Annotated in this window: 24 protein-coding genes; 11 read left to right on the top strand and 13 right to left on the bottom strand. The window is 73.6% G+C overall.

What is annotated here, in order from left to right; translation table 11 throughout:
• Positions 1–74: 74 nt before the first annotated feature.
• Positions 75–2,366: a catalase/peroxidase HPI gene (gene katG / locus MA879_RS10460; protein ID WP_282447836.1), complete on the top strand. Its 2,292-nt coding sequence runs from the start codon at positions 75–77 to the stop codon at positions 2,364–2,366.
• Between the two features lie 272 nt (positions 2,367–2,638).
• On the opposite strand, the gene MA879_RS10455 is transcribed toward katG, so the two are convergent.
• On the bottom strand, positions 2,639–3,079 hold the full coding sequence (locus MA879_RS10455) for a hypothetical protein (protein WP_248126091.1): 441 nt from the start codon (positions 3,077–3,079) through the stop codon (positions 2,639–2,641).
• 51 nt (positions 3,080–3,130) lie between these two features.
• Here MA879_RS10455 and MA879_RS10450 point away from each other — a divergent pair, with 51 nt between their 5' ends.
• From MA879_RS10450 to MA879_RS10435, 4 genes are all read left to right on the top strand, one after another.
• The gene (locus tag MA879_RS10450) at positions 3,131–3,274 is read left to right on the top strand and encodes a hypothetical protein (protein ID WP_248126088.1); all 144 of its coding nucleotides are present in this window, start codon (positions 3,131–3,133) and stop codon (positions 3,272–3,274) included.
• Entirely contained in the window at positions 3,271–4,986 is a 1,716-nt protein-coding gene (gene pgm / locus MA879_RS10445) for a phosphoglucomutase (alpha-D-glucose-1,6-bisphosphate-dependent) (protein ID WP_248126085.1), read from the top strand. The genes MA879_RS10450 and pgm overlap by 4 nt, the downstream gene beginning before the upstream one ends.
• Before the next feature lie 141 nt (positions 4,987–5,127).
• Entirely contained in the window at positions 5,128–6,579 is a 1,452-nt protein-coding gene (locus MA879_RS10440; protein ID WP_282447831.1) for an aldehyde dehydrogenase family protein, read from the top strand.
• A 149-nt stretch (positions 6,580–6,728) separates the two neighbouring features.
• A complete protein-coding gene (locus MA879_RS10435) occupies positions 6,729–7,244 on the top strand; it encodes a hypothetical protein (protein WP_248126082.1) in 516 nt (171 codons plus the stop codon).
• A 66-nt stretch (positions 7,245–7,310) separates the two neighbouring features.
• Here MA879_RS10435 and MA879_RS10430 read toward each other — a convergent pair whose 3' ends face one another.
• From MA879_RS10430 to MA879_RS10420, 3 genes are all read right to left on the bottom strand, one after another.
• Positions 7,311–8,156: a glycerophosphodiester phosphodiesterase family protein gene (locus tag MA879_RS10430; protein ID WP_248126079.1), complete on the bottom strand. Its 846-nt coding sequence runs from the start codon at positions 8,154–8,156 to the stop codon at positions 7,311–7,313.
• Positions 8,153–8,719, bottom strand: coding sequence for a PIN domain-containing protein (locus tag MA879_RS10425; protein WP_248126076.1), 567 nt, complete (start codon positions 8,717–8,719; stop codon positions 8,153–8,155). The genes MA879_RS10430 and MA879_RS10425 overlap by 4 nt, the downstream gene beginning before the upstream one ends.
• A gap of 79 nt (positions 8,720–8,798) precedes the next feature.
• The gene (locus MA879_RS10420; protein WP_248126073.1) at positions 8,799–9,218 is read right to left on the bottom strand and encodes a helix-turn-helix domain-containing protein; all 420 of its coding nucleotides are present in this window, start codon (positions 9,216–9,218) and stop codon (positions 8,799–8,801) included.
• A gap of 162 nt (positions 9,219–9,380) precedes the next feature.
• Between MA879_RS10420 and MA879_RS10415 the strand changes: the two genes are divergently transcribed.
• The 3 genes from MA879_RS10415 (at position 9,381) to MA879_RS10405 (ending at position 12,733) form a co-directional block, all read left to right on the top strand.
• Complete coding sequence (locus tag MA879_RS10415; protein ID WP_248126071.1) at positions 9,381–9,926, top strand: NYN domain-containing protein; 546 nt, start codon at positions 9,381–9,383, stop codon at positions 9,924–9,926.
• A gap of 7 nt (positions 9,927–9,933) precedes the next feature.
• On the top strand, positions 9,934–11,094 hold the full coding sequence (locus MA879_RS10410; protein ID WP_248126068.1) for a hypothetical protein: 1,161 nt from the start codon (positions 9,934–9,936) through the stop codon (positions 11,092–11,094).
• Between the two features lie 130 nt (positions 11,095–11,224).
• Positions 11,225–12,733, top strand: a complete 1,509-nt coding sequence (locus MA879_RS10405; protein ID WP_470365347.1) for an amino acid permease — start codon at positions 11,225–11,227, stop codon at positions 12,731–12,733.
• Between the two features lie 31 nt (positions 12,734–12,764).
• Here the strand turns inward: MA879_RS10405 and MA879_RS10400 are convergent, their stop codons facing one another.
• A complete protein-coding gene (locus MA879_RS10400; protein WP_248126065.1) occupies positions 12,765–13,604 on the bottom strand; it encodes an HAD family hydrolase in 840 nt (279 codons plus the stop codon).
• Positions 13,605–13,695: 91 nt separating this feature from the next.
• On the opposite strand from MA879_RS10400, the gene MA879_RS10395 reads away from it, so the two are divergent.
• Positions 13,696–14,754 (top strand): malate dehydrogenase, encoded by a 1,059-nt coding sequence (locus MA879_RS10395; RefSeq protein ID WP_248126062.1) that lies wholly within the window; start codon positions 13,696–13,698, stop codon positions 14,752–14,754.
• A gap of 32 nt (positions 14,755–14,786) precedes the next feature.
• Here MA879_RS10395 and MA879_RS10390 read toward each other — a convergent pair whose 3' ends face one another.
• Entirely contained in the window at positions 14,787–15,725 is a 939-nt protein-coding gene (locus tag MA879_RS10390) for a carbohydrate kinase family protein (RefSeq protein ID WP_248126059.1), read from the bottom strand.
• A gap of 109 nt (positions 15,726–15,834) precedes the next feature.
• On the opposite strand from MA879_RS10390, the gene MA879_RS10385 reads away from it, so the two are divergent.
• Positions 15,835–17,232, top strand: coding sequence for a uracil-xanthine permease family protein (locus MA879_RS10385; protein ID WP_248126056.1), 1,398 nt, complete (start codon positions 15,835–15,837; stop codon positions 17,230–17,232).
• A gap of 122 nt (positions 17,233–17,354) precedes the next feature.
• On the opposite strand, the gene MA879_RS10380 is transcribed toward MA879_RS10385, so the two are convergent.
• From MA879_RS10380 to MA879_RS10365, 4 genes are all read right to left on the bottom strand, one after another.
• Positions 17,355–18,290: a hypothetical protein gene (locus tag MA879_RS10380; RefSeq protein WP_248126053.1), complete on the bottom strand. Its 936-nt coding sequence runs from the start codon at positions 18,288–18,290 to the stop codon at positions 17,355–17,357.
• A gap of 104 nt (positions 18,291–18,394) precedes the next feature.
• Complete coding sequence (locus MA879_RS10375) at positions 18,395–19,117, bottom strand: dienelactone hydrolase family protein (protein WP_248126050.1); 723 nt, start codon at positions 19,115–19,117, stop codon at positions 18,395–18,397.
• A 147-nt stretch (positions 19,118–19,264) separates the two neighbouring features.
• On the bottom strand, positions 19,265–21,229 hold the full coding sequence (locus tag MA879_RS10370) for an AMP-dependent synthetase/ligase (protein WP_248126046.1): 1,965 nt from the start codon (positions 21,227–21,229) through the stop codon (positions 19,265–19,267).
• Between the two features lie 94 nt (positions 21,230–21,323).
• Positions 21,324–21,860 carry a YceI family protein gene (locus MA879_RS10365; RefSeq protein WP_248126043.1) on the bottom strand — a complete coding sequence of 179 codons (537 nt, stop codon included), beginning with the start codon at positions 21,858–21,860 and terminating at the stop codon, positions 21,324–21,326.
• A 387-nt stretch (positions 21,861–22,247) separates the two neighbouring features.
• Between MA879_RS10365 and MA879_RS10360 the strand changes: the two genes are divergently transcribed.
• The gene (locus MA879_RS10360; protein ID WP_248126040.1) at positions 22,248–23,207 is read left to right on the top strand and encodes an HpcH/HpaI aldolase/citrate lyase family protein; all 960 of its coding nucleotides are present in this window, start codon (positions 22,248–22,250) and stop codon (positions 23,205–23,207) included.
• Between the two features lie 75 nt (positions 23,208–23,282).
• On the opposite strand, the gene MA879_RS10355 is transcribed toward MA879_RS10360, so the two are convergent.
• From MA879_RS10355 to MA879_RS10345, 3 genes are read right to left on the bottom strand one after another with little or no spacing between them, the layout of a single operon-like run.
• Positions 23,283–24,812, bottom strand: coding sequence for a tripartite tricarboxylate transporter permease (locus MA879_RS10355; protein ID WP_248126037.1), 1,530 nt, complete (start codon positions 24,810–24,812; stop codon positions 23,283–23,285).
• Between the two features lies 1 nt (position 24,813).
• Positions 24,814–25,347 (bottom strand): tripartite tricarboxylate transporter TctB family protein, encoded by a 534-nt coding sequence (locus MA879_RS10350; protein WP_248126034.1) that lies wholly within the window; start codon positions 25,345–25,347, stop codon positions 24,814–24,816.
• Positions 25,344–25,961 carry a tripartite tricarboxylate transporter substrate binding protein gene (locus tag MA879_RS10345; RefSeq protein WP_335342052.1) on the bottom strand — a complete coding sequence of 206 codons (618 nt, stop codon included), beginning with the start codon at positions 25,959–25,961 and terminating at the stop codon, positions 25,344–25,346. The genes MA879_RS10350 and MA879_RS10345 overlap by 4 nt, the downstream gene beginning before the upstream one ends.
• Between the last annotated feature and the right edge of the window lie 187 nt (positions 25,962–26,148).

Raw genomic sequence — 26,148 nt, 5'->3', positions numbered from 1 at the left:
TTCGAAAGGATCACACCGTGAGCGCTGAAGAGAAGAACCTCCCGCACGGCGAGGAGAGCACCACCGTCGGCGAGATGAACGACACGGTGGCCACCGGCCAGCCGACCGAGCCCCGCAGCGAGCCCGGCGCCGCCGGCACGGAGGGCCGCGCCGCGGCGAACCCGCAGTCTGATGCCCCCGAGGGCCGCTGCCCCGTGGCCCACGACGCCCCGCTGGCGCACCCCACCTCGGGCGATGCCAACCAGCAGTGGTGGCCGAACCGCCTGAACCTGAAGATCCTGGCCAAGGACCAGCCGGTCCAGAACCCGCACGACCCGGACTTCGACTACCCCACCGCCTTCGCCGCGCTGGACCTGGAGGCCGTCAAGAAGGACATCGCCGAGGTCCTCACCACCTCCAAGGACTGGTGGCCGGCCGACTTCGGCAACTACGGCCCGTTCATGATCCGCATGGCCTGGCACTCCGCGGGCACCTACCGCGTGGGCGACGGCCGCGGCGGCGCCGGCGAGGGCCAGCAGCGCTTCGCCCCGCTGAACTCCTGGCCGGACAACGCCTCCCTGGACAAGGCCCGCCGGCTGATCTGGCCGGTCAAGAAGAAGTACGGCCAGTCCCTGTCCTGGGCCGACCTGATCGTCCTCACCGGCAACGTGGCCCACGAGATCATGGGCATGCCCACCTTCGGCTTCTCCGGCGGCCGCATCGACGCCTATGAGCCCGCCGACGACGTCTACTGGGGCCCCGAGACCGAGTGGACCAACGGCGGCGCCGAGCGCTACAAGGGCGAGCGCGAGCTGGACAACCCGCTCGCGGCCGTCGAGATGGGCCTGATCTACGTGAACCCGGAGGGCCCCGAGGGTGAGCCGGACCCGCTGAAGTCCGCCAAGGACATCCACGAGACGTTCTCCCGCATGGGCATGAACGCGGAGGAGACCGTCGCGCTGATCGGCGGCGGCCACACCTTCGGCAAGACCCACGGCGCCGGCCCCGTGGAGGGCAACATCGGCGCCGAGCCCGAGGCCGCGGACATCGAGCAGATGGGCCTGGGCTGGAAGAACGCCTACGGCGAGGGCAAGGGCCGCGACACCATCACGTCCGGCCTCGAGGTCACCTGGACCTACCACCCCACCCGCTGGGACAACGAGTTCTTCCACATCCTCTACGCGTACGAGTGGGAGCTCATGGAGTCCCCGGCCGGCGCGAAGCAGTGGCGCCCCGTCAACGGCGGCGGCTCGGACATGGTCCCCGAGTCCGACTTCAAGGGCCGCCGCGAGCCCCGCATGCTGACCTCGGATCTCGCCCTGCGCTTCGATCCCGTGTTCGGCGAGATTTCCCGGCGCTTCAAGGACGACTTCGCCGCGTTCCAGGACGCCTACTCCCGCGCCTGGTACAAGCTGACCCACCGTGACATGGGCCCGATCGCCCGCCACTACGGCCCCGAGGTCCCCTCCGAGGAGCTGATCTGGATGGACCCGGTCACCGCCCCGGAGAAGGTCCCCGGCGACGCGGAGGTCCAGGCCGTCAAGGACGCGGTCGCCTCCTCCGGCCTGTCCGTGACCGAGCTCGTGAAGACCGCGTGGGCCGCGGCCTCCTCCTTCCGCTCCTCGGACAAGCGCGGCGGTGCCAACGGCGGCCGCATCCGCCTCGAGCCGCAGCGCTCGTGGGCGGTCAACGAGCCTGCCGTCATCGGCCCGGTCATCGCGAAGTTGGAGCAGATCGCCGAGCAGACCGGCGTGACGTTCGCCGACACCCTCGTGATCGCCGGCAACTGGGCCGTGGAGAAGGCCGCGGCCGACGGCGGCGTGGAGGTCTCCGTGCCCTTCACCCCGGGCCGCGGCGATGCCACCCAGGAGCAGACGGACCAGGAGTCCTTCGGCTACCTGGAGCCCAAGATCGACGGCTTCCGCAACTGCGACCCGCGAGAGGACAAGCGCTTCCCCTCCGAGTTCGCCCTCGTGGACCGCACCAACCTGATCGGCCTCTCCGCCCCGGAGATGACGGTGCTCGTGGCCGGCCTGCGCGTGCTGGGCGCCGTGCCCGCGGGCTCGACGGACGGCGTGTGGACCGAGAACGTGGGCGTCCTGTCCCAGGACTTCCTCACCGCGATCACGGACATCGACACGCAGTGGGAGAAGGTGGCCGAGGGCCGGTACCGCGGTGTGACCGCCGAGGGCAAGGAGCTCTTCGGCACCCGTGACGACCTCGTGTTCGGCTCCAACTCGGAGCTGCGCACCCTGTCCGAGGTGTACGCCGCGGACGACGCCAAGGAGAAGTTCGTCCGCGACTTCGTGGCCGCCTGGGTCAAGGTCATGGACGCGGACCGCTTCGACGCGCGCCGCGCCGCGAAGGAGTCCGTGGCCCAGGGCTGACGTCCTGGTCCGCTGACGTCCTGGACCGACGACGACGGGCGCTCACCCGGGGAGGGTGGGCGCCCGTCGTCGTCCGATGGGTGGTGGGAGGCGACCCGGGCCCGGCCTTGCCCCTGCCCCCTGCCCTGCATCCCTGCGGCGCCGTCCCCCCGGACGCTTCCTGGTGAGGACACACCGTCACACGTGCCCTGACGGGGGTCGGTGAGGGCGCGTCCTCACCAGTCGGCGCGGGGGCCGGGCCGCCATCACGACGACGACGGCGCCCGCCCCCGTCAGCCGCGCCGCCGGCGGAGCTCGGCGCGCCCGCCGGAATCCACCCAACACAGCAGCCCGGCCACGGCCAGGAGCAGGCCCCCGCCGAACATCACGGTGGTGCCCAGCTCGCCGAGGTGGGAGGAGGGGCTGAGCACCGCAGCCGCGACGGCGGCCGCGTGCAGGGAGGCCAGGGCGAGCACGGCGACGGCTGCGAGGATCCGGCCGCCCCGACCGGCGGCCACGGCGTGCGCCACCACGAACCCCGCCCCCACCAGCCCGGCCACGGCGGCCACCGCCAGGAGAGCGTGGACGGCTGCGGACGGCAGCGCGAACAGCAGCGGGGCGAGGAGCATCAGGAGGAACAGGACCACGGCCGGGACCGTCAGCAGCACCCCGCCGACCGCCATGCGCCGGGGCCCCGTGCCGGCGGGGCGGGGGACGGCGGCGTGGGCGGTCATGCGGACCTCCGGGGTCGGCGGCGGGACCGGACGCCCACCGGGGAGCCAAGCATGACCGACGCCCAGTCCGATCACAAGGAACCCGAAGCCCTGGAGGCCGCCGCCGGGGAGGGCGGGGGGGCCGGCGTCGTCGAGCGCCCCGGAACCGGCAGTCCTTCCCGGGATCATGCGGAGATGGAAGAGTGGCGGACATGAGCGAGACCACGCACACCCCCGCCGCCCAGCGACCCGGCACCCGCGCCCTGCCCGAGGACCTGATCGACGTCGAGGCCCTGCTCACGGCCTACCGCGAGGGCCACCCGGATCCCTCCGACCCGGCCCAGAAGGTCGTGTTCGGCACCTCCGGCCACCGCGGCTCCGCGCTGAAGACCTCGTTCAACGACGACCACATCGCCGCGATCACCCAGGCGGTCGTGGAGTACCGCGCGGACAAGGGCATCACGGGGGCGGTCCTGGTGGGCAAGGACACCCACGCGCTGTCCGGCCCGGCCCAGGACACCGCGGTGCAAGTGCTGCTCGGCAACGACGTCGAGGTGAAGGTCGACGCCCGCGGCGGCTACACCCCCACCCCCGCGGTCTCCCACGCGATCCTGCACCTGAACGCCGGGCGCGAGCTGGCGCCGTCGGGCTTCGCGGTGGACGGGGACAACACCGGCCTCGTGGACGGCCTCGTGATCACCCCCTCGCACAACCCGCCCGCGGACGGCGGCGTCAAGTACAACCCGCCCCACGGCGGCCCCGCGGACACGGACGCCACCGGCTGGATCGCCGCGCGCGCCAACGAGCTGCTCGCGGCGGGCCTCGCGGGTGTGCGGCGTGTGTCCGCGGACGAGGTGGCCGGCCACCCGAAGCTGGGGACCTTCGACTTCCTGGACCGCTACGTGACGGACCTGCCGCGCGTCGTGGACCTCGACGCGATCCGGGACGCCGGCGTGCGGATCGGCGCCGACCCCATGGGCGGGGCCTCCGTGGCCTACTGGGGCGAGATCGGGCGGCGGCACGGGCTGGACCTGACCGTGGTGAACCCGGAGGTGGACCCGACCTTCGGCTTCATGACCCTGGACTGGGACGGCAAGATCCGCATGGACTGCTCCTCCCCGAACGCCATGGCGTCCCTGATCGAGCGCATGACCCCGGACGCGGACGGCGAGGCGCCGTTCGACGTCGCCACGGGCAACGACGCCGACGCGGACCGGCACGGGATCGTCACCCCGGACGGCGGGCTGATGAACCCCAACCACGTCCTGGCCGTGGCGATCGACTACCTGTACCGGCACCGAAAGCAGTGGCCGGCCGGCGCCGGCGTGGGCAAGACGCTCGTGTCCTCCTCGATGATCGACCGCGTGGCCGCGGACCTCGGCCGCGAGCTCGTGGAGGTCCCGGTGGGCTTCAAGTGGTTCGTGCCGGGGCTGCTCTCCGGCTCGGGCGTGTTCGGCGGCGAGGAGTCCGCGGGTGCCTCCTTCGTGCAGTTCGACGGCGGCGCGTGGTCCACGGACAAGGACGGGCTGCTGCTGTGCCTGCTGGCCGCGGAGATCCAGGCGGTGACGGGGCAGTCGCCGTCGCAGTACTACCGCGACCTCGTGGCGATGCACGGCGATCCGGCCTACGCCCGGATCGACGCCCCCGCCACGTCCGAGCAGAAGGCCGCGCTCAAGGCGCTCTCCCCCGACGACGTCACCGCCACCGAGCTGGCCGGCGAGACCATCCTGGCCGCGCTGACCAACGCCCCGGGCAACGACGCCCCGATCGGCGGCCTCAAGGTGGTCACGCAGAACGCGTGGTTCGCGGCCCGCCCCTCCGGCACGGAGGACGTGTACAAGATCTACGCCGAGTCCTTCCTGGGCGAGGAGCACCTGAAGCAGGTGCAGGCCGAGGCCCAGCAGATCGTGGACGCGGTCATCTCTTGACCCGTGTGACGTTTTCCCTGACGCAACACGCGCCAGCGGACCGTTTTCGCTGATGGCCGGACCGACGACGTCCGTGACCGTCAGCGAAAGCGAGTTCCCCCCGCGTGCTGCGCGAGCGAAAGGGGAAGTAGCGTGGACGGCATGAGCCCGTCCCCGCGCGCCGCCGTGTCCGCCCCCGCCCCCGTGTACCCGTTCCCCGGCACCGAGCCGGTGGAGGCCGCCGTCGCCCGGATCCGCGCCGAGGCCGACGCCCGCACCGCCCACCCCCGCGAGGTCCGGGAGGAGCGCCTGCGCGCCGTGCGCCGGATGCTCACCGACCACCAGGACCGCTTCGCGGACGCCCTGGCCCGCGACCTCGGCAAGTCCCGCACCGAGGCGCTGCTGACGGAGGTCGGCTCGGTGATCTCGGAGATCGATCACACGCTCGCCCACCTGGGCTCCTGGATGAAGCCGCGGAAGGTCTCGGTCCCGCTCGCGTTCCGGCCCGCATCCGCCCAGGTCAGGCCCGCACCGCTGGGTGCCGTGCTGGTGATCGGCGCCTGGAACTACCCCGTGCAGCTCACCCTCGCCCCGCTCGTCGGCGCGCTCGCCGCGGGCAACGCGGTGGTGCTCAGCCCCTCGGAGAAGTCCCCCGCCACGGCCGCCGCCCTCCAGGAGCTGCTCCCGGCCGCGCTGGACGGACAGGGCGTCGCCGTCGTCGAGGGCGGGGCGGACTGCGTGCAGGCGCTGATCGCGCACCCGTGGGACCACATCCTCTACACCGGCGGCGAACGCGTGGGACGGATCGTCTACGAGGCGGCCGCGAAGACCCTCACTCCCGTCACCCTCGAGCTGGGCGGCAAGTCGCCGGCCGTGGTGACCGAGGTCAAGGACCCCGCCGGGATGGCGCGGCGGATCGCGTTCGGCAAGTTCACGAACGCGGGCCAGACGTGCGTGGCGCCGGACTATGTGCTGGCCGTGGGACCGGAGGCGCACGCGCAGGTGCTGCGCCACCTGCCCGCGGCGATCGCCGAGTTCTACGGCGCCGACCCCGCCGAGTCCCCCGACTACGGCCGCCTGGTCTCGGAGGACCACGCCCGGCGGCTCGTGGACCTGCTCGCGGAGGACGTGGCCGCCGGCGCCCACGTGGTGATCGGCGGCGAGGCGGACGTGGCCGGCCGCTACCTGGCGCCCACGCTGGTCGACGGGGTCTCCCTCGACGGCGCGCTCATGCGTGAAGAGCTGTTCGGTCCTGTCCTGCCGGTGGTCCGCGTCGACTCCCTGCAGGAGGCGCTCGACGTGATCGCCGCCCGCCCGCACCCGCTGGCCTCCTACCTGTTCACCGATGACGACGACGACCGCGCCGCCTTCTCCGCGCAGGTCCAGGCCGGCGTGGTGAGCGAGGGCGTGACGCTGCTGCACGCCGGGATGCCGACGCTGCGGTTCGGCGGGGTGGGCCACTCCGGGATCGGCGCGTACCACGGCGAGGCCGGGTTCGAGACGTTCTCCCACCTGCGCCCGGAGCTGTCCAAGGGCACCGGCGTGGACACGCTGCGTGCGATCTACCCGCCGCATGGGCCGGTGAAGCGGACGCTGCTGCCGAAGCTCCTGTGACCCCCGGGACGCTTTCGCTGACGCAACACGCGCGGCCGGCGCGCTCTCGCTGATGCCCGACGCCTCGCCGTCGTGCTGTTGCGCGACGCCCACCCCCCCTATGCTCCTGCCACGGGGCCGATGTTGGCCCCTCGATGAGAGGGGCGATCATGCCCACCACCACCGCAACCCGCCTGACGCTTGTGGCCTCCGCCGGGCTCCTCGCGCTCACCGCCTGCTCGGCCGGAGGGACGGCCGGCCCTCCGACGTCGTCCGCCCCCGGCGGATCGACGTCGGCCGCCGCCTCCGCATCCGACCTCGCCACCGCGCCGCTCGGGGAACAGACGCTCGCCCTCCGCAGCCTCACCCGCAGCGGCGCGGCGGTCGAGGTTCCCGACGGGACGACCCTCGCCGTGAGCCCGGACGCGACCTCCTTCCAGGCCGCCGCCATCGGGATCTGCGGACAGCCGCGCTGGGGCGTCTCGATGACGCGCCCGGACCTCTGGTCCGCGACCGGCGACGTCCCCCAGCCCGCCGAGGGCTGCCTCTCCGACGCGCCGGGCCTGGACGCCCGCGCGGCGCTGGACTCCCTGTTCGACGGCGACGTCGCCCTGGACACCGGCGCCGACGGCACCCTGACGCTCACCCGCGACGACGTCGAGGCGGTGCTGGCACCGATCTCCTGAGCGGCGCCGTCTCCCGAACGAAAGCACTCCGCGGGGTGCCGGCTCCCGAACGACAACGCCCGGGGGTCAGTGCTGCGGCCAGATCCCCCGCCGCGTGAACACCTCGGCCAGCACGTCGGCGCGGTCGGTCATGATCCCGTCCACGCCGAGGTCCAGCAGGCGCTCCATCTCGGCGGCGTCGTCCACCACCCACACATGCACGGCCAGCCCCGCCGCATGGCAGCGCCGCACGAACCCGGGCGTCATCACCCGCACCGGCCCCTGCCGCTGCGGCACCTGCACGCAGTCGATCTCCAACGCGTGCCGGCGCAGCCAGCCGGTCATCCCCAGCGGGCCGAGCAGCACGAGCGCGGCGATCGCCGCGGCCCCGCCCGACGTCGCCACGCGCCGCGGACCGGCCGCCCGCTCCGGATGCCCCAGATCCGCGAGCGCGCGCCGGAAGGCCCGGCGCCGTGCGTCGTGGAAGGAGGCCACCAGCACGCGGTCCCACGCGGCGTGCTCGGCGAGCAGCGCCGCCATGGCGGGTGCGGCGTCGCGATCCTTGAGGTCCACGTTGAACCAGGCCTCGGGCAGCGCGGCGAGCAGGTCTGCGAACCGCAGCAGCGGCTCCCCGCCCACCGTGTGCGCGTCCAGCTCCTCCCAGGTCAGCGCGGAGAACGCGCCCACGGCGGTGGACACGCGGTCCAGAGTCTCGTCGTGGAAGACCACGAGCACGCCGTCCGCCGTGGTTCGCACGTCCAGCTCCAGGTACGTGAAGCCTGCCTCCCACGCGGCCCGGAACGCGGCCAGCGTGTTCTCCCGGCCCGTGTCTGCGCCGCGGTGGGCGAACCCCAGCGGCCAGCCGCGCCGCGCGGGCAGGGAGTTGGCGAGGTAGGCGGGGGCGGGGCGGGACGAGGCAGCGGAGACGTTCACGCGAGCTGGCCCAACGTCGTCCGCACGCGCCGGGCGAATGCGGGACAGCCGGCCTTCAGCAGAGCGTCATCGAGCTGCGCATGGCTCGGCCTGTTCGACCAGTAGTCGAACTGGAGCTTGACGATGGGAAGGAGGCACCGCGGGTTCGAGTCCGTCACGAAGACGAAGAAGTCGTCCGGGGCGATCACGTCATAGTGCTCGTCATCCGGCGTCGTGGTGATGTCGTCCGGAGCGTTGAAGGTGAGCACGAGGTCGGCCCGCGCGGCCACGGCCGCTGCATGCACGTGATGGTCGTGGTCGTCCGCACCCGTGAACGGCAGGTCCCCCGGGAAGTCCTGGACGACTTCGTCCACGAGGCCGGTGTTCTTCTCCACCCGATCCGTGATCGCTCCACCCGAGCGTTGGGGGTGGATGCGCCGCAGGGCGTGGATCGCCTCCGCCTGGATGTCGTGGGTGATGTGCAGCTGGAACATCCCCTCGTTGAACTCCCGGAGGAAGTGGAGCCAGTCCATGGCGGTCCGGCTCACCAACACGTTGGCGTCGACGAGAACCCTGCACGTCATGCGCCGAGCCTAACAAGGGCCCTGCACAGCCGAGGGGCACGGCCTGCTGGGCCGTGCCCCTCCTGCTGCGGCGAGCCGCTCAGTCCCAGTCCTCGTCCTCACGGAGGGCCGCGAAGGCCGCGCGGCGCTCCTCCATGCGCTCAGCCTGCAGGCGCAGCACATCCTCTCGCTTGAAGCGCGTGTGGGTGCCCACCTTGAAGCTGTCGATCCGCCCTTGTCGGACCCATTTCATCAGGGTGGGGCGGGACACGCTGAGGATGTCCGCCGCCACGGTGCTGGTCAGCTCGTCGGGGAGGCGGCCGATGGTGGCCTCCCCGTTCTCCGCAACCGAGGTCAGCGTGGCCAGCAGCATCGCCTGGATGCGCTCCGGCAGCTCGAAGTCGGTGCCGTCAGCGGCTCGGAGAACCAGGGTGGCACCCTGTGGATGCGGCGTCTCTCCCGCCAGGCGTACGTCCGTGTCGTCGATGGTGATGTTCTCTGTGGTCAGCATGGCAGTCATGGCGACCCCCTTCTCAGCTGGTGCCGTCTCAGCAGACTAGGAGGTTTCACCTATATCTGCAATACCAGACGATGCGCCGATCGGGACGACGAACGACAGCGCGCCGGCACCCCCCGTTCCCCGAACGACCACAGCGTGGCGGCACCCACTAGGCTCGACCCCATGAGCCCCCGCCAGACCTACCTGCTCGTGGACGGCGAGAACATCGACGCCACCCTCGGCATGTCCGTCCTCAACCGCCGGCCCCATCCGGAGGAGCGCCCCCGCTGGCAGCGCGTGCTGGCCCACGTGGAGCGCGCGTGGGGGCAGCCGGTGCGCCCGCTGTTCTTCCTGGCGGTGGAGGGGGAGATCCCCTTCGGCTTCGTCCAGGCGCTGACCACCATGGGCTACCAGCCGATCCTCCTCAAGGGCTCCGGCAAGGTGGTGGACATCGGCATCCAGCGCACCGCGGAGGCGCTGCTGAACCGCGAGGCGGACGTGGTCCTGGCCTCGCACGACGTCGACTTCGCCCCGCACATGCAGGCCCTCGCCGCCGAGGGGTCGCGGGTGGCCGTGATGGGCTTCGAGGAGTTCATGTCCGCGGAGCTGCGGGCCGTGAACGGCATGGAGGTGTGGGACCTCGAGCACGAGGTCGCCGCGTTCGACGCCCCGCTGCCGCGCCTGCGCGTCATCCCGATCGACGAGTTCGACCCCTTCGACTTCCTCTGATCCGCCCGTGGCCGCCGTCCTCCGCCGCCTGTCCGGCCTCCACGCCGCGCACCGCCTGGTGTGGGTGGACGTGGCGCGCGGCCTGGCGCTCGTCTCGATGTTCGTGGCCCACGCCGCCCCGTCCGGCGGTCCCGGCGGCGCCCTGCACCTCACCGAGTTCCTCACCGCGGCCCTGTTCGCCGCCCTCGTGGGCGTGGGCGCCGCCCTGGAACGACGCCGGCACGGGGCCGGCCGGGCCCTGGCCCTGGCCTTGGTCCGCGCCGTGGCGCTGCTGGCCGCCGCCTGGCTGACGGCCCTGTCCGGCGCGCAGGTCGTGGACATCCTCACGCATCTGGCCGTCGTCCTGGTCCTCGTCGCGCTGCTCCTGGCCCTGCCCCGCTCCCTGCGCGCCGTCCTCGCCGTGGTCTGCCTGCTGCTCGGGGTGTGGCTCACCGCGGTGGGCACCGTCCCGGTGGCGGCCCGCCTGAGCGAGGCCCTCGCCCCGCTGCAGTCCCTCACGGCGCCCGTGCGCGCGCAGCTGGGCAACGTGGGCGCGGCCCTGGCCTTCACGGAGGCCGAGTCCCTCCAGTGGACGGCGGAGTTCCTCACCGCCGGCCCCTACCGCCTGCCCCTGCTGCTGGCCTGGGCGCTGCTCGGCACGGTGCTGGTCGCCTCGGTGACCCGGTTCGAGGGCGTCGCCCGCGGCCGGGCCGCCGCGTGGGCCGGCGCCGGCCTGGCGCTCGCCGCCGCCGCGCTCGCCTTCTCCCGCTGGCGCACCGGCGAGTTCCCGACGCCGTACACCGCCTCCGTCACGGATGTCGCCCTGGCCACCGGCCTGGTGCTGGCCGCGCTGGCGGCGTGCGCCGCCGTCGTGCCCTCCCACCTGCCGTGGCTGACGGGCATCCTGGCCGTGCCCGGCTCCATGACCCTGTCCGTGTACGTGGCGCACCAGGCCTACCTGGGCTGGGCCGTGGGCGGGTGGACGGCCCTGGACGGAGCGCTGCAGCCCGGCGCCGGGCCGTGGCTCTCCCCCGCCGGCACGGACGACACGTGGTCCAACGTGGCCGTGCTGTGCGCCGGCGGCCTCCTCCTGCCGCTGCTGTGGCGCGCCCTGGTCCGCCGCGAGCCGTGGCACCGCGGCCCGCTCGAGGCGCCGATCGCCCTGGCCACCCGCCGCCTGACCCGCTGAGCGCGCGGTCCCCCGCCCCCGGAACCGGCCCGCCGACCACCACGCCGCCGCCGCGGCCGTACACTCGATCGTCGCCCGCGTCCGGCCCCGCCGCCGCGCCGGGCCCCCGCGCACCCCAGGAGAGGTCCCCATGGACACCGGACACCCGTCCCCCCCGCCCGCCGCCGGCAGCACGGCGACGGCCCCCCGGCCGCCGGCCCCGCAGGAGCAGCTGAAGCGCAGCCTCGGCGCGCGCCACATGGTCATGATCGCCATGGGCGGCGCCATCGGCACCGGCCTGCTCGTGGCCTCGGGCAACAGCATCGCCACCGCCGGCCCCGGGGGCGCCCTGCTGGCCTACACCGTGATCGGCTTCATGGTGTACCTGCTGATGCAGTCGCTCGGCGAGATGTCCACCTACATGCCGGTCTCCGGCGCCTTCGAGGAGTACGGGACCCGGTTCGTCAGCCCCTCCTTCGGCTTCGCGGTGGGCTGGAACTACTGGTTCAACTGGGCCATCACGGTGGCGGCCGAGCTCGTGGCCGCGGGCCTGGTGATGCGCTACTGGCTGCCGGACGTGCCGTCCTGGATCTGGTCCGCGCTCTTCCTGGCCGTGCTGTTCACCGTGAACGCCCTCTCCACGCGGGCGTTCGGCGAGAGCGAGTTCTGGTTCTCCCTGGTCAAGGTGCTCACCGTGGTGGTCTTCCTGGTGCTCGGCGTGCTGATGATCCTGGGCATCCTGGGCGGCCCCGCCCCGGGCTTCGAGAACTGGACCGTGGACGAGGCCCCGTTCGTGAACGGGTTCACCGGCATCCTGGCGATCTTCATGGTGGCCGGCTTCTCCTTCCAGGGCACCGAGATGATCGGCGTGGCCGCCGGCGAGGCCGACGACCCGGAGCGGACCGTGCCGAAGGCGATCCGCACGGTGTTCTTCCGCATCCTGCTGTTCTACGTGGGCGCGATCGCCGTGATCGGCTTCCTCATCCCCTACACCAGCCCGAACCTGCTGGGCAGCGAGATCGGCGACGTCGCGATCTCCCCGTTCACCCTGGTGTTCGAGAACGCGGGCGTGCTGGCCGCGGCCACCGTGATGAACGCCGTGATCCTCACGGCGATCCTCTCCGCCGGCAACTCCGGCCTCTACGTCTCCACGCGCATGCTGTACTCCCTCGCGATGTCCGGGAAGGCCCCGCGCGTCTTCACGAAGGTCAACCGTCGCGGTGTGCCCATGCCCGCCCTGCTGGCCACCACCGCGATCGGCGGGCTCTGCTTCCTCACCGCCCTGCTCGGCGACGGCACCGCGTACGTGTGGCTGGTGTCCGCGTCCGGCCTGGCCGGCTTCATCACCTGGATGGGCATCGCGTGGAGCCACTACCGCTTCCGCCGCGCCTACGTGACCCAGGGCGGCGACCCGGACGACCTCCCGTTCAAGGCCCGCTGGTTCCCGCTCGGGCCCGTGGTGGCCCTGGTGATGTGCGCCGTGGTGATCGTGGGCCAGAACTACGAGGCCTTCCTGAGCGGCGGCCTCGACTTCCTCACCGTGGCCTCCGCGTACATCGGCCTGCCGCTGTTCCTCGCCCTGTGGCTGGGCCACAAGCTGGCCACGAAGGCCCCGGCCGTCCGCTACGAGGACGCCGACCTCACCCGCACGCGGCACTGACGCGCGGGGGTCGGGGCGGGCGCCGCCGGGCTCAGCGCCCCGGCAGCGCCAGGAGGGCCTCGATGGCGGCGGCGACCCCGTCGTCGTCGCACGCGCCGACGACGCCGTCCGCGACCTCCCGCAGGGAGGGGTGGGCGCTGGCCACGGCCAGGCCGAGACCGGCCCAGGCGAGCATCTCGGCGTCGTTGGGCATGTCCCCGAACGCCACCACGTCCTCGGCAACGATCCCGTGCCCCGCGGCGTACTCGGCGAGCGTGGCGGCCTTGTGCACGCCGGGGGCGGACATCTCCACGAGCGGCACGCCGGGCGCGGAGTGGGTGGCGGTCACGATCCCCTCGCCGACCTCCCGGACCGCGGCCAGGAACGCGTCCGGATCCATCCGCCCGGACTTGGCCATCAGCTTCACCACGGTGGCCTCCGCGGGCAGCGCCTCCTCCACGGTGGCCGCGCGGGCCTGGCCGAACTCGTCTGCGGCGAAGGCGTCCTCCCAGAAGAACCCCTCGAGGGCCTCGGCGCCGAAGGTGGCGGTCGGGTCCAGGGCGCGCACGCGGGCCACCACACGGTCCATCGCGGCGGTCTCGAGCGCGTGGGAGACCAGCACCCGGTCCGCGGCGACGTCCACCACCACGGCCCCGTTGGAGCAGATCACCGGGCCCACGTCCCCCAGCTGGTCCTGGAGCGGGCCGAGCCAGCGCAGGGGCCGGCCCGTCACGAACACGACGACGACGCCCGCCTCGTGCGCGGCCCGCAGCGCGGCGATGGTCCGCGGGGACAGCCGGCCGCTGCGCGTGTGCCGGTATCCGATCACGGTGCCGTCCAGGTCCGTGGCGATCAGCCGGGGACGGCGCGCGGAGACGGGCAGGACGGACATGCGCCTCAGTGTAGGCGGCGGCCTCCGCCACGCCCCGGTCCGGCGGAGCCGAACCGGGGCGGGACGCGGACGGAGCGGGCATGATGGACACGTGACCCACACCACCTCCTCCCCCGCCCCGCAGACCGTCACCGTCACGGGCGCCGCCGGCAACATCGGCTACGCCCTGCTCTTCCGCATCGCCTCCGGCCAGATGCTCGGCCCCGACACCCCGGTGCGCCTGCGCCTGCTGGAGATCCCCTCCGCCGTGCGCGCCGCCGAGGGCGTGGCCATGGAGCTCGCGGACAGCGCGTTCCCGCTGCTGGCCGCCGTGGACGTGACGGACGACCCGGCCACCGCCTTCGAAGGCACCACGCACGCCCTGCTCGTGGGCGCCCGGCCCCGCACCGCCGGGATGGAGCGCGCGGACCTGCTGCACGCCAACGGCGGCATCTTCGGCCCCCAGGGCCGCGCCATCAACGACCACGCGGACGAGGCGGTGCGCGTCGTCGTCGTGGGCAACCCGGCCAACACGAACGCGCTGATCGCCGCCGCGCACGCCCCGGACGTGCCCGCCGAGCGCTTCACCGCGCTGACCCGCCTGGACCACAACCGCGCCGTGTCCCAGCTGGCCGCCCACGCCGGCGTGGGCGTGACGGACGTGGACGGGATCACCATCTGGGGCAACCACTCCGCCACCCAGTTCCCGGACCTCACGCATGCCCGCGTCCGCGTGGCCGGCGACGACGGCGCTGCCGCCTGGCGTCCCGCCCTGGACGTGGTGGACCGCGGCTGGGCCGCGGACGAGTTCATCCCGCGCGTGGCCGCGCGCGGCGCGGAGATCATCGAGGTGCGCGGGTCCTCGTCGGCGGCGTCCGCGGCGTCGGCCACGATCGACCACATGCGCGACTGGTCCCTGGGCACCGGCGTGGACGCCGAGGGCGCCCCGCGGCGGACGTCCGCGGCGGTGGTGTCGGACGGCTCCTACGGGGTGCCGGAAGGCCTGATCAGCTCGTTCCCGGCGACCGCAGACGGCTCCCGGGCGTGGACGATCGTGCCGGGGCTGGACCCGGACGAGTCCCTCCTGCCGGGCGAGGGCGGGCGGCTGGCCGCCACGGTCGCCGAGCTCGAGGCCGAGCGGGACGCCGTGCGGGGGCTCGGCCTGCTCTGAGCCGGGCGGGCCCCGCCACACGAGGGCGGGCGTCAGTCCGCCAGCTCGTCCCGCGTGGGCGGGTCGGCGCCGGGGCGGGAGGCCGTGATGGCGGAGGCGCGGGAGGCGTAGATCAGGACGGACTGGATGTCGTGCAGGTCCATGGCGTGCAGGCGCTCCCGATTCTCGGCGCCCAACAGGGCGCGGTCGTCGAGGGCGGCCAGGAGGGCGGCGGTGAAGGAATCGCCGGCGCCCACGGTGTCCGCGACGTCCACGGGGAAGATCGGGCGCTCCACCACATGCTCCGCGGTGACGGCCACGATGTCCTCGGCGCCGCGGGTCATGACCACGAGCGCCGGGCCGGCCTCCCGCCACGCGCGCAGCGAGTCCATGAGGGGGCGGTCCGGGTAGAGCCACGCGATGTCCTCGTCCGAGGCGTGCACCACGTCGGAGAGGCGCACGACCGCCTCGGCGCGGGCCCGGGCGAACTCCCGGTCCGGCACGATCGAGGGGCGCACGTTGGGGTCGTAGCTGATGGTGGCGTGCGGCTGCGCGGCGGCCAGGGCGCCCATCACGGAGGCGTCCCCGGGGGCGAGCATCGTGGCGATCGAGCCGGCGTGCACGTGCACCAGACGGCCGTCATGGGCCTGGTGCAGGCGGCGGGCCAGCTCCTCGGCGGCGGGCAGGGTCCAGTCCAGCTCGAACTCGTAGCTGGCGGCGCCGGTGGGGTCCAGGCGCGCGGTGGCCACGGAGCTCGGGGAGACGTCCGGCTCGAGGAGGCTGCGCACGTCGTTGTCCTGCAGGTGCGCGGCGATCATGTCCCCGTACTCGTCCCGGCCGATGCGCCCGGCGAACACCACGGGGCGCTCGAGCCGGCTGAGCCCGACGGCGACGTTCAGGGGGCTGCCGCCCGGGTGCGCCCTCGGCGTGGCAGTGTCAGAGAGCACCACGTCCACCAGGGCCTCGCCGATCACTCCGAAGTACGCATCCACGGCTCAAACGGTACCCTACGAGGCGGCCCCGACCCGGGGCCGGGACGCTGCGCGGAGCCCCCTCCGCCACGCGCCCCGCCCCAGCCCCCACGCGCCCGGGAAGGCGGACATGTCCCACTCCTCCCCCACCCCTGCCGAGCCCTCCGGACGGCCCGCCCCGCACGACGACGCCCCCTCCGCCGGCCGCGGCGCCGGCCCCTGGCGCCTCCACGGGGACGGCCGCACCATCACCGCGGGCACCGTGGTGGCCCCCGACGAGCGCCTGACCTGGGGCCGGACCGTCGGCATCGGCGTGCAGCACGTGATGGCGATGTTCGGCGCCACGGTGCTGGTCCCGGCGATCACCGGCATGCCCGCGACGACGGCGCTGCTGTTCTCCGGCCTCGGCACCCTGCTGTTCCTGGTGATCACGGGCAACCGGCTGCCGAGCTATCTGGGCAGCTCGTTCGCGTTCATCGCCCCGCTCACCGCGGCGTCGGCCGCCGGCGGGGTCGGCGCGGCACTGGGCGGCGTGCTGGTGACCGGCGTGCTGCTCATGGTGATCGGAGCGATCGTCCACCGGGCCGGGACCGGGTGGATCCACGCGCTCATGCCGCCGGCCGTGATGGGCACGATCGTGGCGCTGATCGGCCTGAACCTGGCCGGCGCCACCACGCAGGCCATGGAGGAGGTGCCCGTGACCACGTTCGGCACCGCGCTGGCCGTGGTGCTCACCGCCGTGCTGTTCCGCGGCCTGCTGGGGCGCCTGTCGATCCTGGTGGGCATCGTCGTCGGCTACCTGCTGGCGCTCGCCCAGGGCCAGGTGGCCTTCGACGCCGTGCGCGACGCCGCCTGGCTGGGCCTGCCCCCGTTCCACACGCCGACCGTGGACGTGTCCCTGCTGCCGCTGTTCCTGCCCGTGGTGCTCGTGCTCGTGGCGGAGAACATCGGCCACGTGCGCACCGTGGGGCTGATGACCCGGCGGGACCTCGACCCGCTCACCGGTCGCGCGCTGCTCGCCGACGGGCTGGCGACCTCCCTCTCCGGCCTCGGCGGGGGCGTGGGCACCACCACGTACGCGGAGAACATCGGCGTGATGGCGTCCTCGAAGGTGTACTCCACCGCAGCGTACTGGGTGGCGGGCCTCACCGCGATCGCCCTGGCGTTCCTCCCGAAGTTCGGCGCCGCCGTCGCCACCATCCCGGCCGGTGTGGCCGGGGGTGCGGGCATCATCCTCTACGGCATGATCGGCGTGATGGGCGTGCGGATCTGGGTGCAGAACCGCGTGGACTTCTCCAACACCATCAACCTCATGACGGCCGGTGCAGGGCTGATCGTGGCGATCGCGGACCCGGAGATCGTGGTGGGCGGCCTGGTGTTCGGCGGCATCACGCTGGGCACGCTGACCGCGCTGGTCGTGTACCACCTGATGACGCTCGTGGCGCGGGCGCGCGGCACCGAGCCCGTGGACGAGGACGCCGACGACCCGGAGCACTACCGCCCCGCCGAGGCCGGCCGGCTCGGCTGACCCCCGCCCCCGTTTTCGCTGACGCAACACGCGCAGCCGAAGCGTTTTCGCTGACGACCCGCCGCGGGCCGTCAGCGGAAGTCGGCGACGCAGGCGTGTTGCGTCAGCGAAACCGTCGGGGGTCAGCGGGAGCTGGTGCCCCGCCGCCCTCTCGCCACGCCCACGAACGCCTGGACGAGGTCCGAGTCGGACTCCTTGAGCCACGCCAGCCCCACGTCCCAGCCGGGGTGCCGGGGTGCGTCGTCGTCCTGCGCTGCCCGGTCGGCGTCGTCCTCCCCCCCGACGTCGACGCCCGTCTCGGCCTGCACCTGGGCCGCCGTCGCGTCGGCCTCGCGTTCGGCCCGGGAGAGCCCCGCGACGTCGTCGAGCTCGCAGGCCAGCGGGAGGACCACCACGTCCTTGCGGCCGAACACCCGCGCCACGGACATCGGGAGCACCACGTGCCCGACTCCGCTCGCGACGATCTCCAACGCCATGCGCTCGCCCGAGCCGGGGACGTCCGGGACGTCCAGGGGGTTCGGCACGTCAGCGAAAGTGCCCTCCCCCACGCGTGTTGCGTCAGCGACAGCGTCGGGGGTGAAGCGGGCCGGATCCATGTGCTCCGCAGGGTCGAGCTCGGCCAGCGGCACGGGGCCGTCGGCGTCCACGTCCCACGCGGCCAGCAGGTGCTCGCTGCCCACGCACACCACGGGCAGCTCGGAGTACGCGGTCACCACGTGCACATGCCGGGGGTCCACGCCGGCCGCACGCAGCACGGCCGACGCGCCGTCCTCGCCGCGCCGCCAGCGCAGGTAGCCCAGCTGCGGCAGCGGGTGCAGGGGCGCCCCGGCGTCGTCGTGGGCCAGGTGCGCGGCCTGCGCGGACTCGTCGTGGTTCACCAGCTGCACCGTGCGCTCGCGCGAGGTGAACCGCTGGACCCACGTGGACGGCGTCGCCCCGGGGATGGTCGCCAGGAACAGCGTCTCGGGGGGCGTCGGCAGGTCCGCGGGCGCGGCGGGAGCGCCCGCTCCCGGCTCCCGACGGCGGCCCGCGCCCCCGGCCCGACCGCCCGCCTTCACGCCCTTCGCGACGCCGCGGCCGCCCGAGCGCGTGGAGCGGGCGGGCCCGCCGCGGCTGGCCTTCTGACGGCCTCCCGCGCCGCCCCGGGAGCCTCGGGCCCCGCTCAGCGGACCTTCTCCTTCAGGAACGCGACGGCGCGGTCCCACGCCAGCGCCGCGGCCTCGGGGCGGTAGTTGCCCTGGGGGTTCTCGTCGTTGTGGAAGGCGTGCGGGGCGTCGTAGTAGAAGTACTCGACCTCGGCGCCGGACTCGTCGCGGACCTGCTGCTCCTGCTTCCTCGCGTCCTCCACCGGGAACATCTCGTCCTGCTCGGCGTAGTGCCCCTGCACGGCGGCGCGCACGCCGGAGAAGTCGCCGGGCACGCCCTGGCCCACGCCGTAGAACGGCACGGCTGCGGAGACCTGGTCCCCCTGCTGGGCCGCGAGGGCCAGCACGAACCCGCCGCCCATGCAGAAGCCGATCGCCCCGACGGCCTCGGAGGTCACCTCGTCGCGGGAGAGCAGCCAGTCGACGGCGCCGGCCAGCTGGCGGGCGCCCTCCTCGGCGGGCAGGTTCTGCATCATCTCGCCGGCCTCGTCGCCGTCGTGGGCGATCCAGCCGCCGAACAGGTCCGGCGCCAGGGCCACGAAGCCCTCCGCGGCCAGGCGGTCGCACACGTCCTTGATGTGGTCCACGAGGCCCCACCACTCCTGGATCACGATGATCCCAGGGCCCTCACCGGACTCCGGCAGGGCCAGGTAGCCGTGGCCGGTCTGGTCGCCGTGCGCGGCGTCCTTGGTGGGCAGCTCGAACGAGACGTTCTGGTGCGGGGTCTTGGAAGCCATCATGCGGCCCACCCTACGGACCTCGCCCGGGGCGCGGCGAGGGCTGGTCACACTCCGCGCTGTGGTCACGACACGCCGCAGCCACTCCGGGGCGGGCGGCGTGTCGTGACCACAACGCACCGGCGCACCGGAATCCCGGCGGTCAGCGGGTCAGCGCTTCGGCAGCAGGTGCGCGATCCGCTCCGCGAGCGCGGTGCGCTTGAGCTTCTGGGTGGGGGTGAGCAGGCCGGTGAGCTCCTCGCGGTCCGGCAGCAGCACCGTGAAGGAGCGGAGCCGCTCGGGGGCGGGGACCTTCGCGTTGGCGGCCTCCACGGCGGAGGCCACGGACTCACGGATCCGCTGCTCGGTCACCTCGAGCATCCGCTCCGCCCCGTCGCGCATCCGCTCCGCCCCGTGGCCGGCGCCGTCCTTGAGGCGCGCCGCGAGCGGCTCCGGCAGGGACCAGTCGGGCAGGGTGCGCTGCGCCCAGCCGGCGAGTGCCTCGCGGTCCAGCAGGATCATGGCGGTGGGGTGGTCCAGGCCGTCCCCGATCACCACGGCGTGGCCGACGGCGGGGTGCAGCTCCACCTCGCGCTCCCACGCGGCGGGGTTGATGGTCTTGCCGTTGGCGGTGACGATCACGTCCTTGACGCGCCCGGTCACGGTGAGTCGGCCGTCGGCGTCGAGACGGCCGAGGTCCCCGGTGCGGAACCACTCGCCGTCGAACGCGGCGGCGGTCTCCTCCTCGTCGGTGTACCCGGCGAACACGCCGGGGCCGCGCATCTGGACCTCGTCGCCGTCGGCGATCCGCACGGACATCCCGGGCAGGGGCAGGCCCACGGTGCCGGGGACCACGTCCCCCTCGCGGTGGCCCACGGCGGGGGCGGTGGTCTCGGTGAGCCCGTAGCCCTCGAACACGGTCAGGCCCATGCCGGTGAACAGGCGCAGCAGGTCCGGGTCGAGCTTGGCCGCGCCGCACAGCAGGTGCGTCACCCGGCCGCCGAGCAGGTGCCGCACCCGGCGGTAGAAGAGCCGCTCGTAGAGGGCCAGCTGGGCGCGCACGGGCACCAGGAGCTTGGGGTCCTCGCCCAGCACCACGCGCCCCTTCGCGACGGCGGCCGCCCGGGCGCGCTCCCAGAGCACGCCCACGGAGAGCGGGCCCACGCGGGTGCCGCGCGCCTTCTCCTCCACGCCGAGCACGATCTTGGACAGCACGCCGGGGACCACCATCACGAAGGTCGGGCGGATCTGCCCCATGGACGGCACGGCGGCCTTCGGGTTGCCCACGTGCGCCACGGACATCCCACCGTGCAGGCAGATCATCTGCACGGCGCGGGAGAGCACGTGCGCCAGCGGCAGGAACAGCACGGTGGAGCCGCCCGGGTGCACGAACCCCCGGTAGGCCTCGGCCACGTTGAGCACCTGGTGGACGAAGGACCGGTGCAGGATCCTCGTCCCCTTGGGCTCCCCCGTGGTGCCGGACGTGAACACGATCGTGGCGATGTCGTCCAGGCCCCGGGCGGTGCGGGCCGCCTCGAGCGCCTCGTCGGTGACGTCGGCGCCGAGCGCCTCGAGGGCGCGCAGGTCGCCGGCGGGGGCGCCGTCGGCGTCGGCGTCGTCCAGGGTCCACACCGCGGACCCGTGGGGGCCGCGAGCGGCGCCGTCCCGCGCGTCGAGGGCCTCGCGCAGCGTGGCGGCGGCGGCCGGGGAGCCGGCGAAGGCGGCGCGCACGCCCACGACGTCGGCGATCGCCGCCATCTGCGAGGCCGGGGCGGAGTCGAACATGGGGACCACGACGGCGCCCGCGTAGAGCGAGGCCAGGTCCATCAGGGTCCACTCGTACCGGGTGGCCGAGACGATGGACACGGCCTCCCCCGGGCGGATCCCCAGCGCGATCAGGCCCTTGGCCAGGGCCCGCACGCGGGCGTGGAACGCGCCCGTGGCGACCGGCTCCCACGGGCCGTCGAGCGGCGCGGCGGGGTGGCGCACCTGGAAGGCCACCACGTCGGGGTGCTCGGCGGCGCGGCGCTCCAGGACGTCGGTGATGTTGCGCAGCCCGGCGGCGTCGGCGAGGGCGGGCATGTCCACCTGGCGGTGGGCGGACGGGGCGGTGGGGACCGGGGAGACGGAGTCCATGGCCTCGATTGTGGTGCATCTGCGGCCGGCTGACCTGCACCGACCGGGACACGGGGATCCCGGCCGCCCCCGGGGAGGGGCGGCCGGGACCGGATCAGGCCTGGACGAACTCGGCGTCGATCTCGATCTTCACCTTGTCGCCCACCAGCACGCCACCGGCCTCGAGCGCGGCGTTCCAGGTCAGGCCGAACTCCTTGCGGGAGATCTCGCCCGTGGCGGCGAAGCCCGCGCGGGTAGTGCCGAACGGATCGGTGGTCTGGCCGCCGAGCTCGGCCTGCAGCTCGATCTGCCGGGTGGTGCCGCGGACGGTGAGGTCGCCGACCAGGACGAACTCCTCGCCGTCGACGTCGCGGACCTCGGTGGAGCGGAAGGTCATGGTGGGGTGCTTCTCCACGTCGAAGAAGTCCTCGCCCCTGAGGTGGCCGTCGCGGTGGGCGTCCTTGGTGTCGATGGACTCCATGTCCACGGTGATGTCCGCGGAGGACGCGGTGAAGTCGTCGGCGACGGTGAGGGTGCCGGAGACGGCCTGGAACGTGCCGCGCACCTTGGAGATGCCGGCATGGCGGACGGTGAAGCCCACCTCGGTGTGGGAGGCGTCGAGGTTCCAGGTGCCGGGGGTGACCTGCGTCATGGGGGTGCTCCTTCGAGAGCGGTCGGATTCGGTGTCCGCGGGGTCGGCCCCGCATCTGTTTCAAATCTAAACATCTTCGGTGCGGGCCTGTCCAGGACGTGCACCTGACAGTGCGACACGCGGCGTCACACGTCACGCATGAACCGCAGGACCACGCCGGCCCGGCCCCCGGGCGGCGCGCCCCCGCGTCCGGTAGCCTGGGCCGCACGTGCCGTGCACCCGCGGCCGCTCTCCGGCGTCGACCCGCGCCGACGACGATGGGCCCCCACCTGGTCCTCCCGTCCGACCGCCCCGCGCGAGGCACCCCGCCCGTGGACCGGTCGACGATGACACCAGCCCCGGCGACCCGCCCCCGCGCGTCGCCCTCCCGCTCCCAGGAGGCCCCCCGTGACCGTGACCCTCTCCCCCTCGCCCACCCAGCCGTTCTCCCCGGCGCCCGGCCAGCGGATCGACCCCGAGCTCGCCCGCTCCTGGCTGCTCGTGAACGCCGCGCAGCCCGAGCGCTTCCAGCCCGCAGAGGACTCGGCGGCGGACATCGTGGTCCTGGACGTCGAGGACTCCGTGGCCCCCGCGGACAAGGCCCGCTCCCGCCAGGACACCGTGGACTGGCTGACCTCCGGCCACACCGCGTGGGTCCGCCTCAACGGCTACGGCTCCAAGTGGTGGGAGGACGACGTCGCGGCGCTCGCCGCGACCCTGCCCGCGCACGTGGGCGGGCCGGTCGCCGAGGGCGGCCTGGCCGGCGTCGTGCTGGCCATGGTGGAGTCCACCGACCACGTCAACGAGACCGCGAAGCGCCTGCCGGGCGTGCCCGTGGTGGCGCTCGTGGAGACGGCGCGCGGGCTGCAGCGGATCGACTCGATCGCGGCGGCGAAGGGCACGTTCCGTCTGGCGTTCGGCATCGGCGACTTCCGCCGGGACACCGGCCTGGGCGAGTCCCCGATGGCGCTGGCGTACACGCGCTCCCAGTTCACGATCGCGGCGAAGGCCACGGGCCTGCCCGGGGCGATCGACGGCCCCACCGTGGGGACCACGGGCGTGAAGCTGGCCGAGGCCACCGCCGTGACCGCCGAGTTCGGCATGACCGGCAAGCTGTGTCTGGCCCCCGAGCAGTGCGCGCTGGTGAACGAGGGCCTCAGCCCCTCGCAGGAGGAGCTGGCCTGGGCCCAGGACTTCCTGGCCGAGTTCGCAGCGGCCGGCGGGCAGATCCGCAACGGCTCCGACCTGCCGCGCAAGGCGCGCGCGGAGAAGATCCAGGCCCTCGCCGCGGCGTTCGGCGTCACCGCCGGACGGATCCCCGACGAGGACAACCGCGCGGCCGCGCCCTCGGACACCTACCACTACTGAGCCCGGGCCCGATCGCGCGACGGCCGTCTCCCCGCGTGGGGAGGCGGCCGTCGTCGCTGTGGGGCGCCGAACGGATCAGGCCTCGGCCGCGATCTCCTCGTCGGCGGCGGGCGCACGACGCCGGCGCACCGCCGCCAGCGCGGCACCCGCCAGCACCAGGGCCAGCAGGCCGTAGATCACCCAGGTGATGGGGCTGGACACGAGCACCGCGGGGTCGCCGACGGAGCTGAGCAGGGCGTCCCGGACGCTGGTCTCGGCGAGCGGGCCGAGCACCATGCCGATCATCAGCGGCGCCACGGGATACCCGAACCGGCGCATCAGGAAGCCCAGCACGCCCAGGCCCAGGAGGAGCAGCAGGTCGAACACCCGTCCGGAGGTCGCGTAGATGCCGAGCCCGCAGAACATCGTGATCCCCGCGTAGAGGTAGGAGCTCGGGATGAGCAGGAGCTTGGCCCACAGCTGCGCGAACGGCAGGTTGATGAGCAGCAGGACCAGCATGGCCAGGAAGAAGCTGGCCAGGAGGGCCCACACCAGGTCCGCGTTGCGCTCGAAGAGCAGCGGGCCCGGCTGCAGGCCGTACTGCCGGAACGCGGCGAGCATGATCGCCGCGGTGGCGGAGATCGGCAGGCCGAGCGTCAGCAGCGCGCCCATCGCCATGCCGGTGGTCGCGTTGCCCGCGGCCTCGGGGGCGGCCAGGCCCCGGATCGCGCCCCGGCCGAACCGCGGCTCGGCGCGGCGGGCGTCGAGGCGGCGTTCGACGTCGTAGGCCAGGAAGGTGGGGACCTCCGAGCCGCCTGCCGGGATCACGCCGAACGGCAGGCCGATGCCGGCGCCGCGCAGCCATGCGGGCAGCGCCTCCCGGAACTCCGCGCCGGTCAGCCACGGCCGGCCGGCGGAGCGCACCTGGTGCACCTCGTGGTCGCGCCGGGCGCGGGAGGCCACATGGAACACCTCGCCGAGCGCCAGGACGGCCACGGTCACGGTCACCAGGGAGACGCCGTCGAACAGCTGCGGCGCGCCCAGGGTGAAGCGCTCGGTGCCGGTCACGGAGTCGATCCCGACGACGGCGATCCCGAGGCCCAGCACCAGTGCGGTGAGGCCCTTGAGGACGGAGTCGGAGACCACCGAGGACGTCGCGATGAACGCGAACAGGGCGAGCGCGAAGTACTCGGCCGGGCCGAAGCTGTTCGCGAACTCGGCCATCACGGGGGCGAGGAGCACCACTAGGACGGCCGCGATCATGCCGCCGATGAACGCACCGATCGCCGCAGTGGCCAGCGCCTGCGGCGCGCGCCCCGCCTGGGCCATCCTGTGGCCCTCGAAGGTGGAGGCGATCGCGGAGGCCTGCCCGGGGGTGTTCATGAGGATGGCCATCGTGGAGTCGCCGAACATGCCGCCGAAGTACACGCCGGCGAACATGATGAACGCGGCCGTGGGGTCCAGCGCGAAGGTCAGCGGCAGCAGCAGCGCCACCGCCATCGAGGAGCCCAGGCCGGGCAGCACGCCCACCGCGGTGCCGAGCAGGCAGCCCAGCAGCACCCACAGCAGGTTGGCGGGGGTCAGGGCTCCGGCGAAGCCCTCCATGAGGAGTCCGAGTGCGTCCATGTCAGAATCCGCCTCCCAGGATGCCCGAGGGCAGGTTCAGGCCCAGGCCCACGTCGAACGCCAGGTAGGCGGCCGAGGACATGAACAGGGCGAGGATGACGTCGAAGCCCGGGCGGCGGGAGCCGAAGCCCCACGCCACGCACCAGAACAGCAGGGCGGCGGCCAGGATCCACCCCAGCCAGGGCAGCAGCAGCGAGAACGCGAAGAACCCGCCGACGGTCCAGGCGAGGGCCGCGGGATCCGAGTGGGTGCGCCAGCGGCGGCCGGAGTGGTCCACGGGGGGCTCCGGCGTCCGCACCACCGCGAGCGCCTGCAGCACGGCCAGCACCAGGCCGACCGCCCCGAGGATGCCGGGGAAGAACGCCGGCCCGGGGAAGTCGGCGTCGCCGGAGTCCATGCGCAGCGAGCCGATCAGCAGGAACAGGCTCCAGGCCGCCACGATCGCCGGCATGGCCAGCCCGGCCCGGCCGGCGAACCAGGTGCCCTCGCCGATCGGCCGGGGGCCGGGGCGGTGGGTCTCATGTGCGGCGCTCATGACCCGATCTCCTCGTACAGACCGGCGATCCGGTCGATCTCGTCCTGCACGAAGGCGTCCATCTGCTCGTCCTGCAGCGGCACCTCGCGCCAGTAGTTGCGCTCCACGGTGGCCTTCCACTCGGGGGTCTGCACGGCCTCTCCCACGATTTCCTGGAGGGCGTCGAGCTCCTCCTCGGTGACGGTGGGGGCCGTGAAGAGGGCGCGCCAGTTCGTGAGGGTGACGTCGTAGCCCTGCTCGGTGAGCGTGGGCACGTCGAGGCCGGGCAGGCGCTCCTCGGAGGCCACGCCGAGCACGCGCAGGCGGCCGGACTCCACGTGCGGGTACATGTCCGCGACGCCGCCGGAGGCGGCCTGCACGGTGCCGTTGAGCATGGCCTGGACCACCTCGCCGCCGCCGTCGGAGGGGATGTAGGTGATCTGCCCGGGGTCGACGCCGGCCGTGGTCGCCAGGTCGGTGATGACGAGCTGGTCGAACGAGCCGCCGCCGGACCACGCGAGGGCCTCGGGGTCCTCGGCCCACGCGGCCACGAGGTCCGCCATGGACCGGTACGGGGAGTCGGCGGGCACGAGGATGAGGTCGTACTCCTCCACCACGCGTGCCACCGGCTGGATGTCCTGGATCTTCGCGGGGGTGTCGTTCTTGAGCTGCGCGGCGATCTGGCCGGTGCCGCCGGCGCTTGACCCCTGATCTTGGACACGCTGATTCCAGCACGATGCTGGGGAAGCGAGAATCCAAGGGATGGCTAGGAAGAACTACACGGACGAGTTCCGGCAGCGCGCGGTGGACTTGTATGAGTCC

It is taken from the genome of Micrococcus lacusdianchii, from assembly GCF_023155805.1.
GTDB classification, from domain to species: domain Bacteria; phylum Actinomycetota; class Actinomycetes; order Actinomycetales; family Micrococcaceae; genus Micrococcus; species Micrococcus lacusdianchii.
The sequence above is the reverse complement of the archived record's forward strand: the minus strand, read 5'-3'. Positions and strand labels throughout refer to the sequence as shown.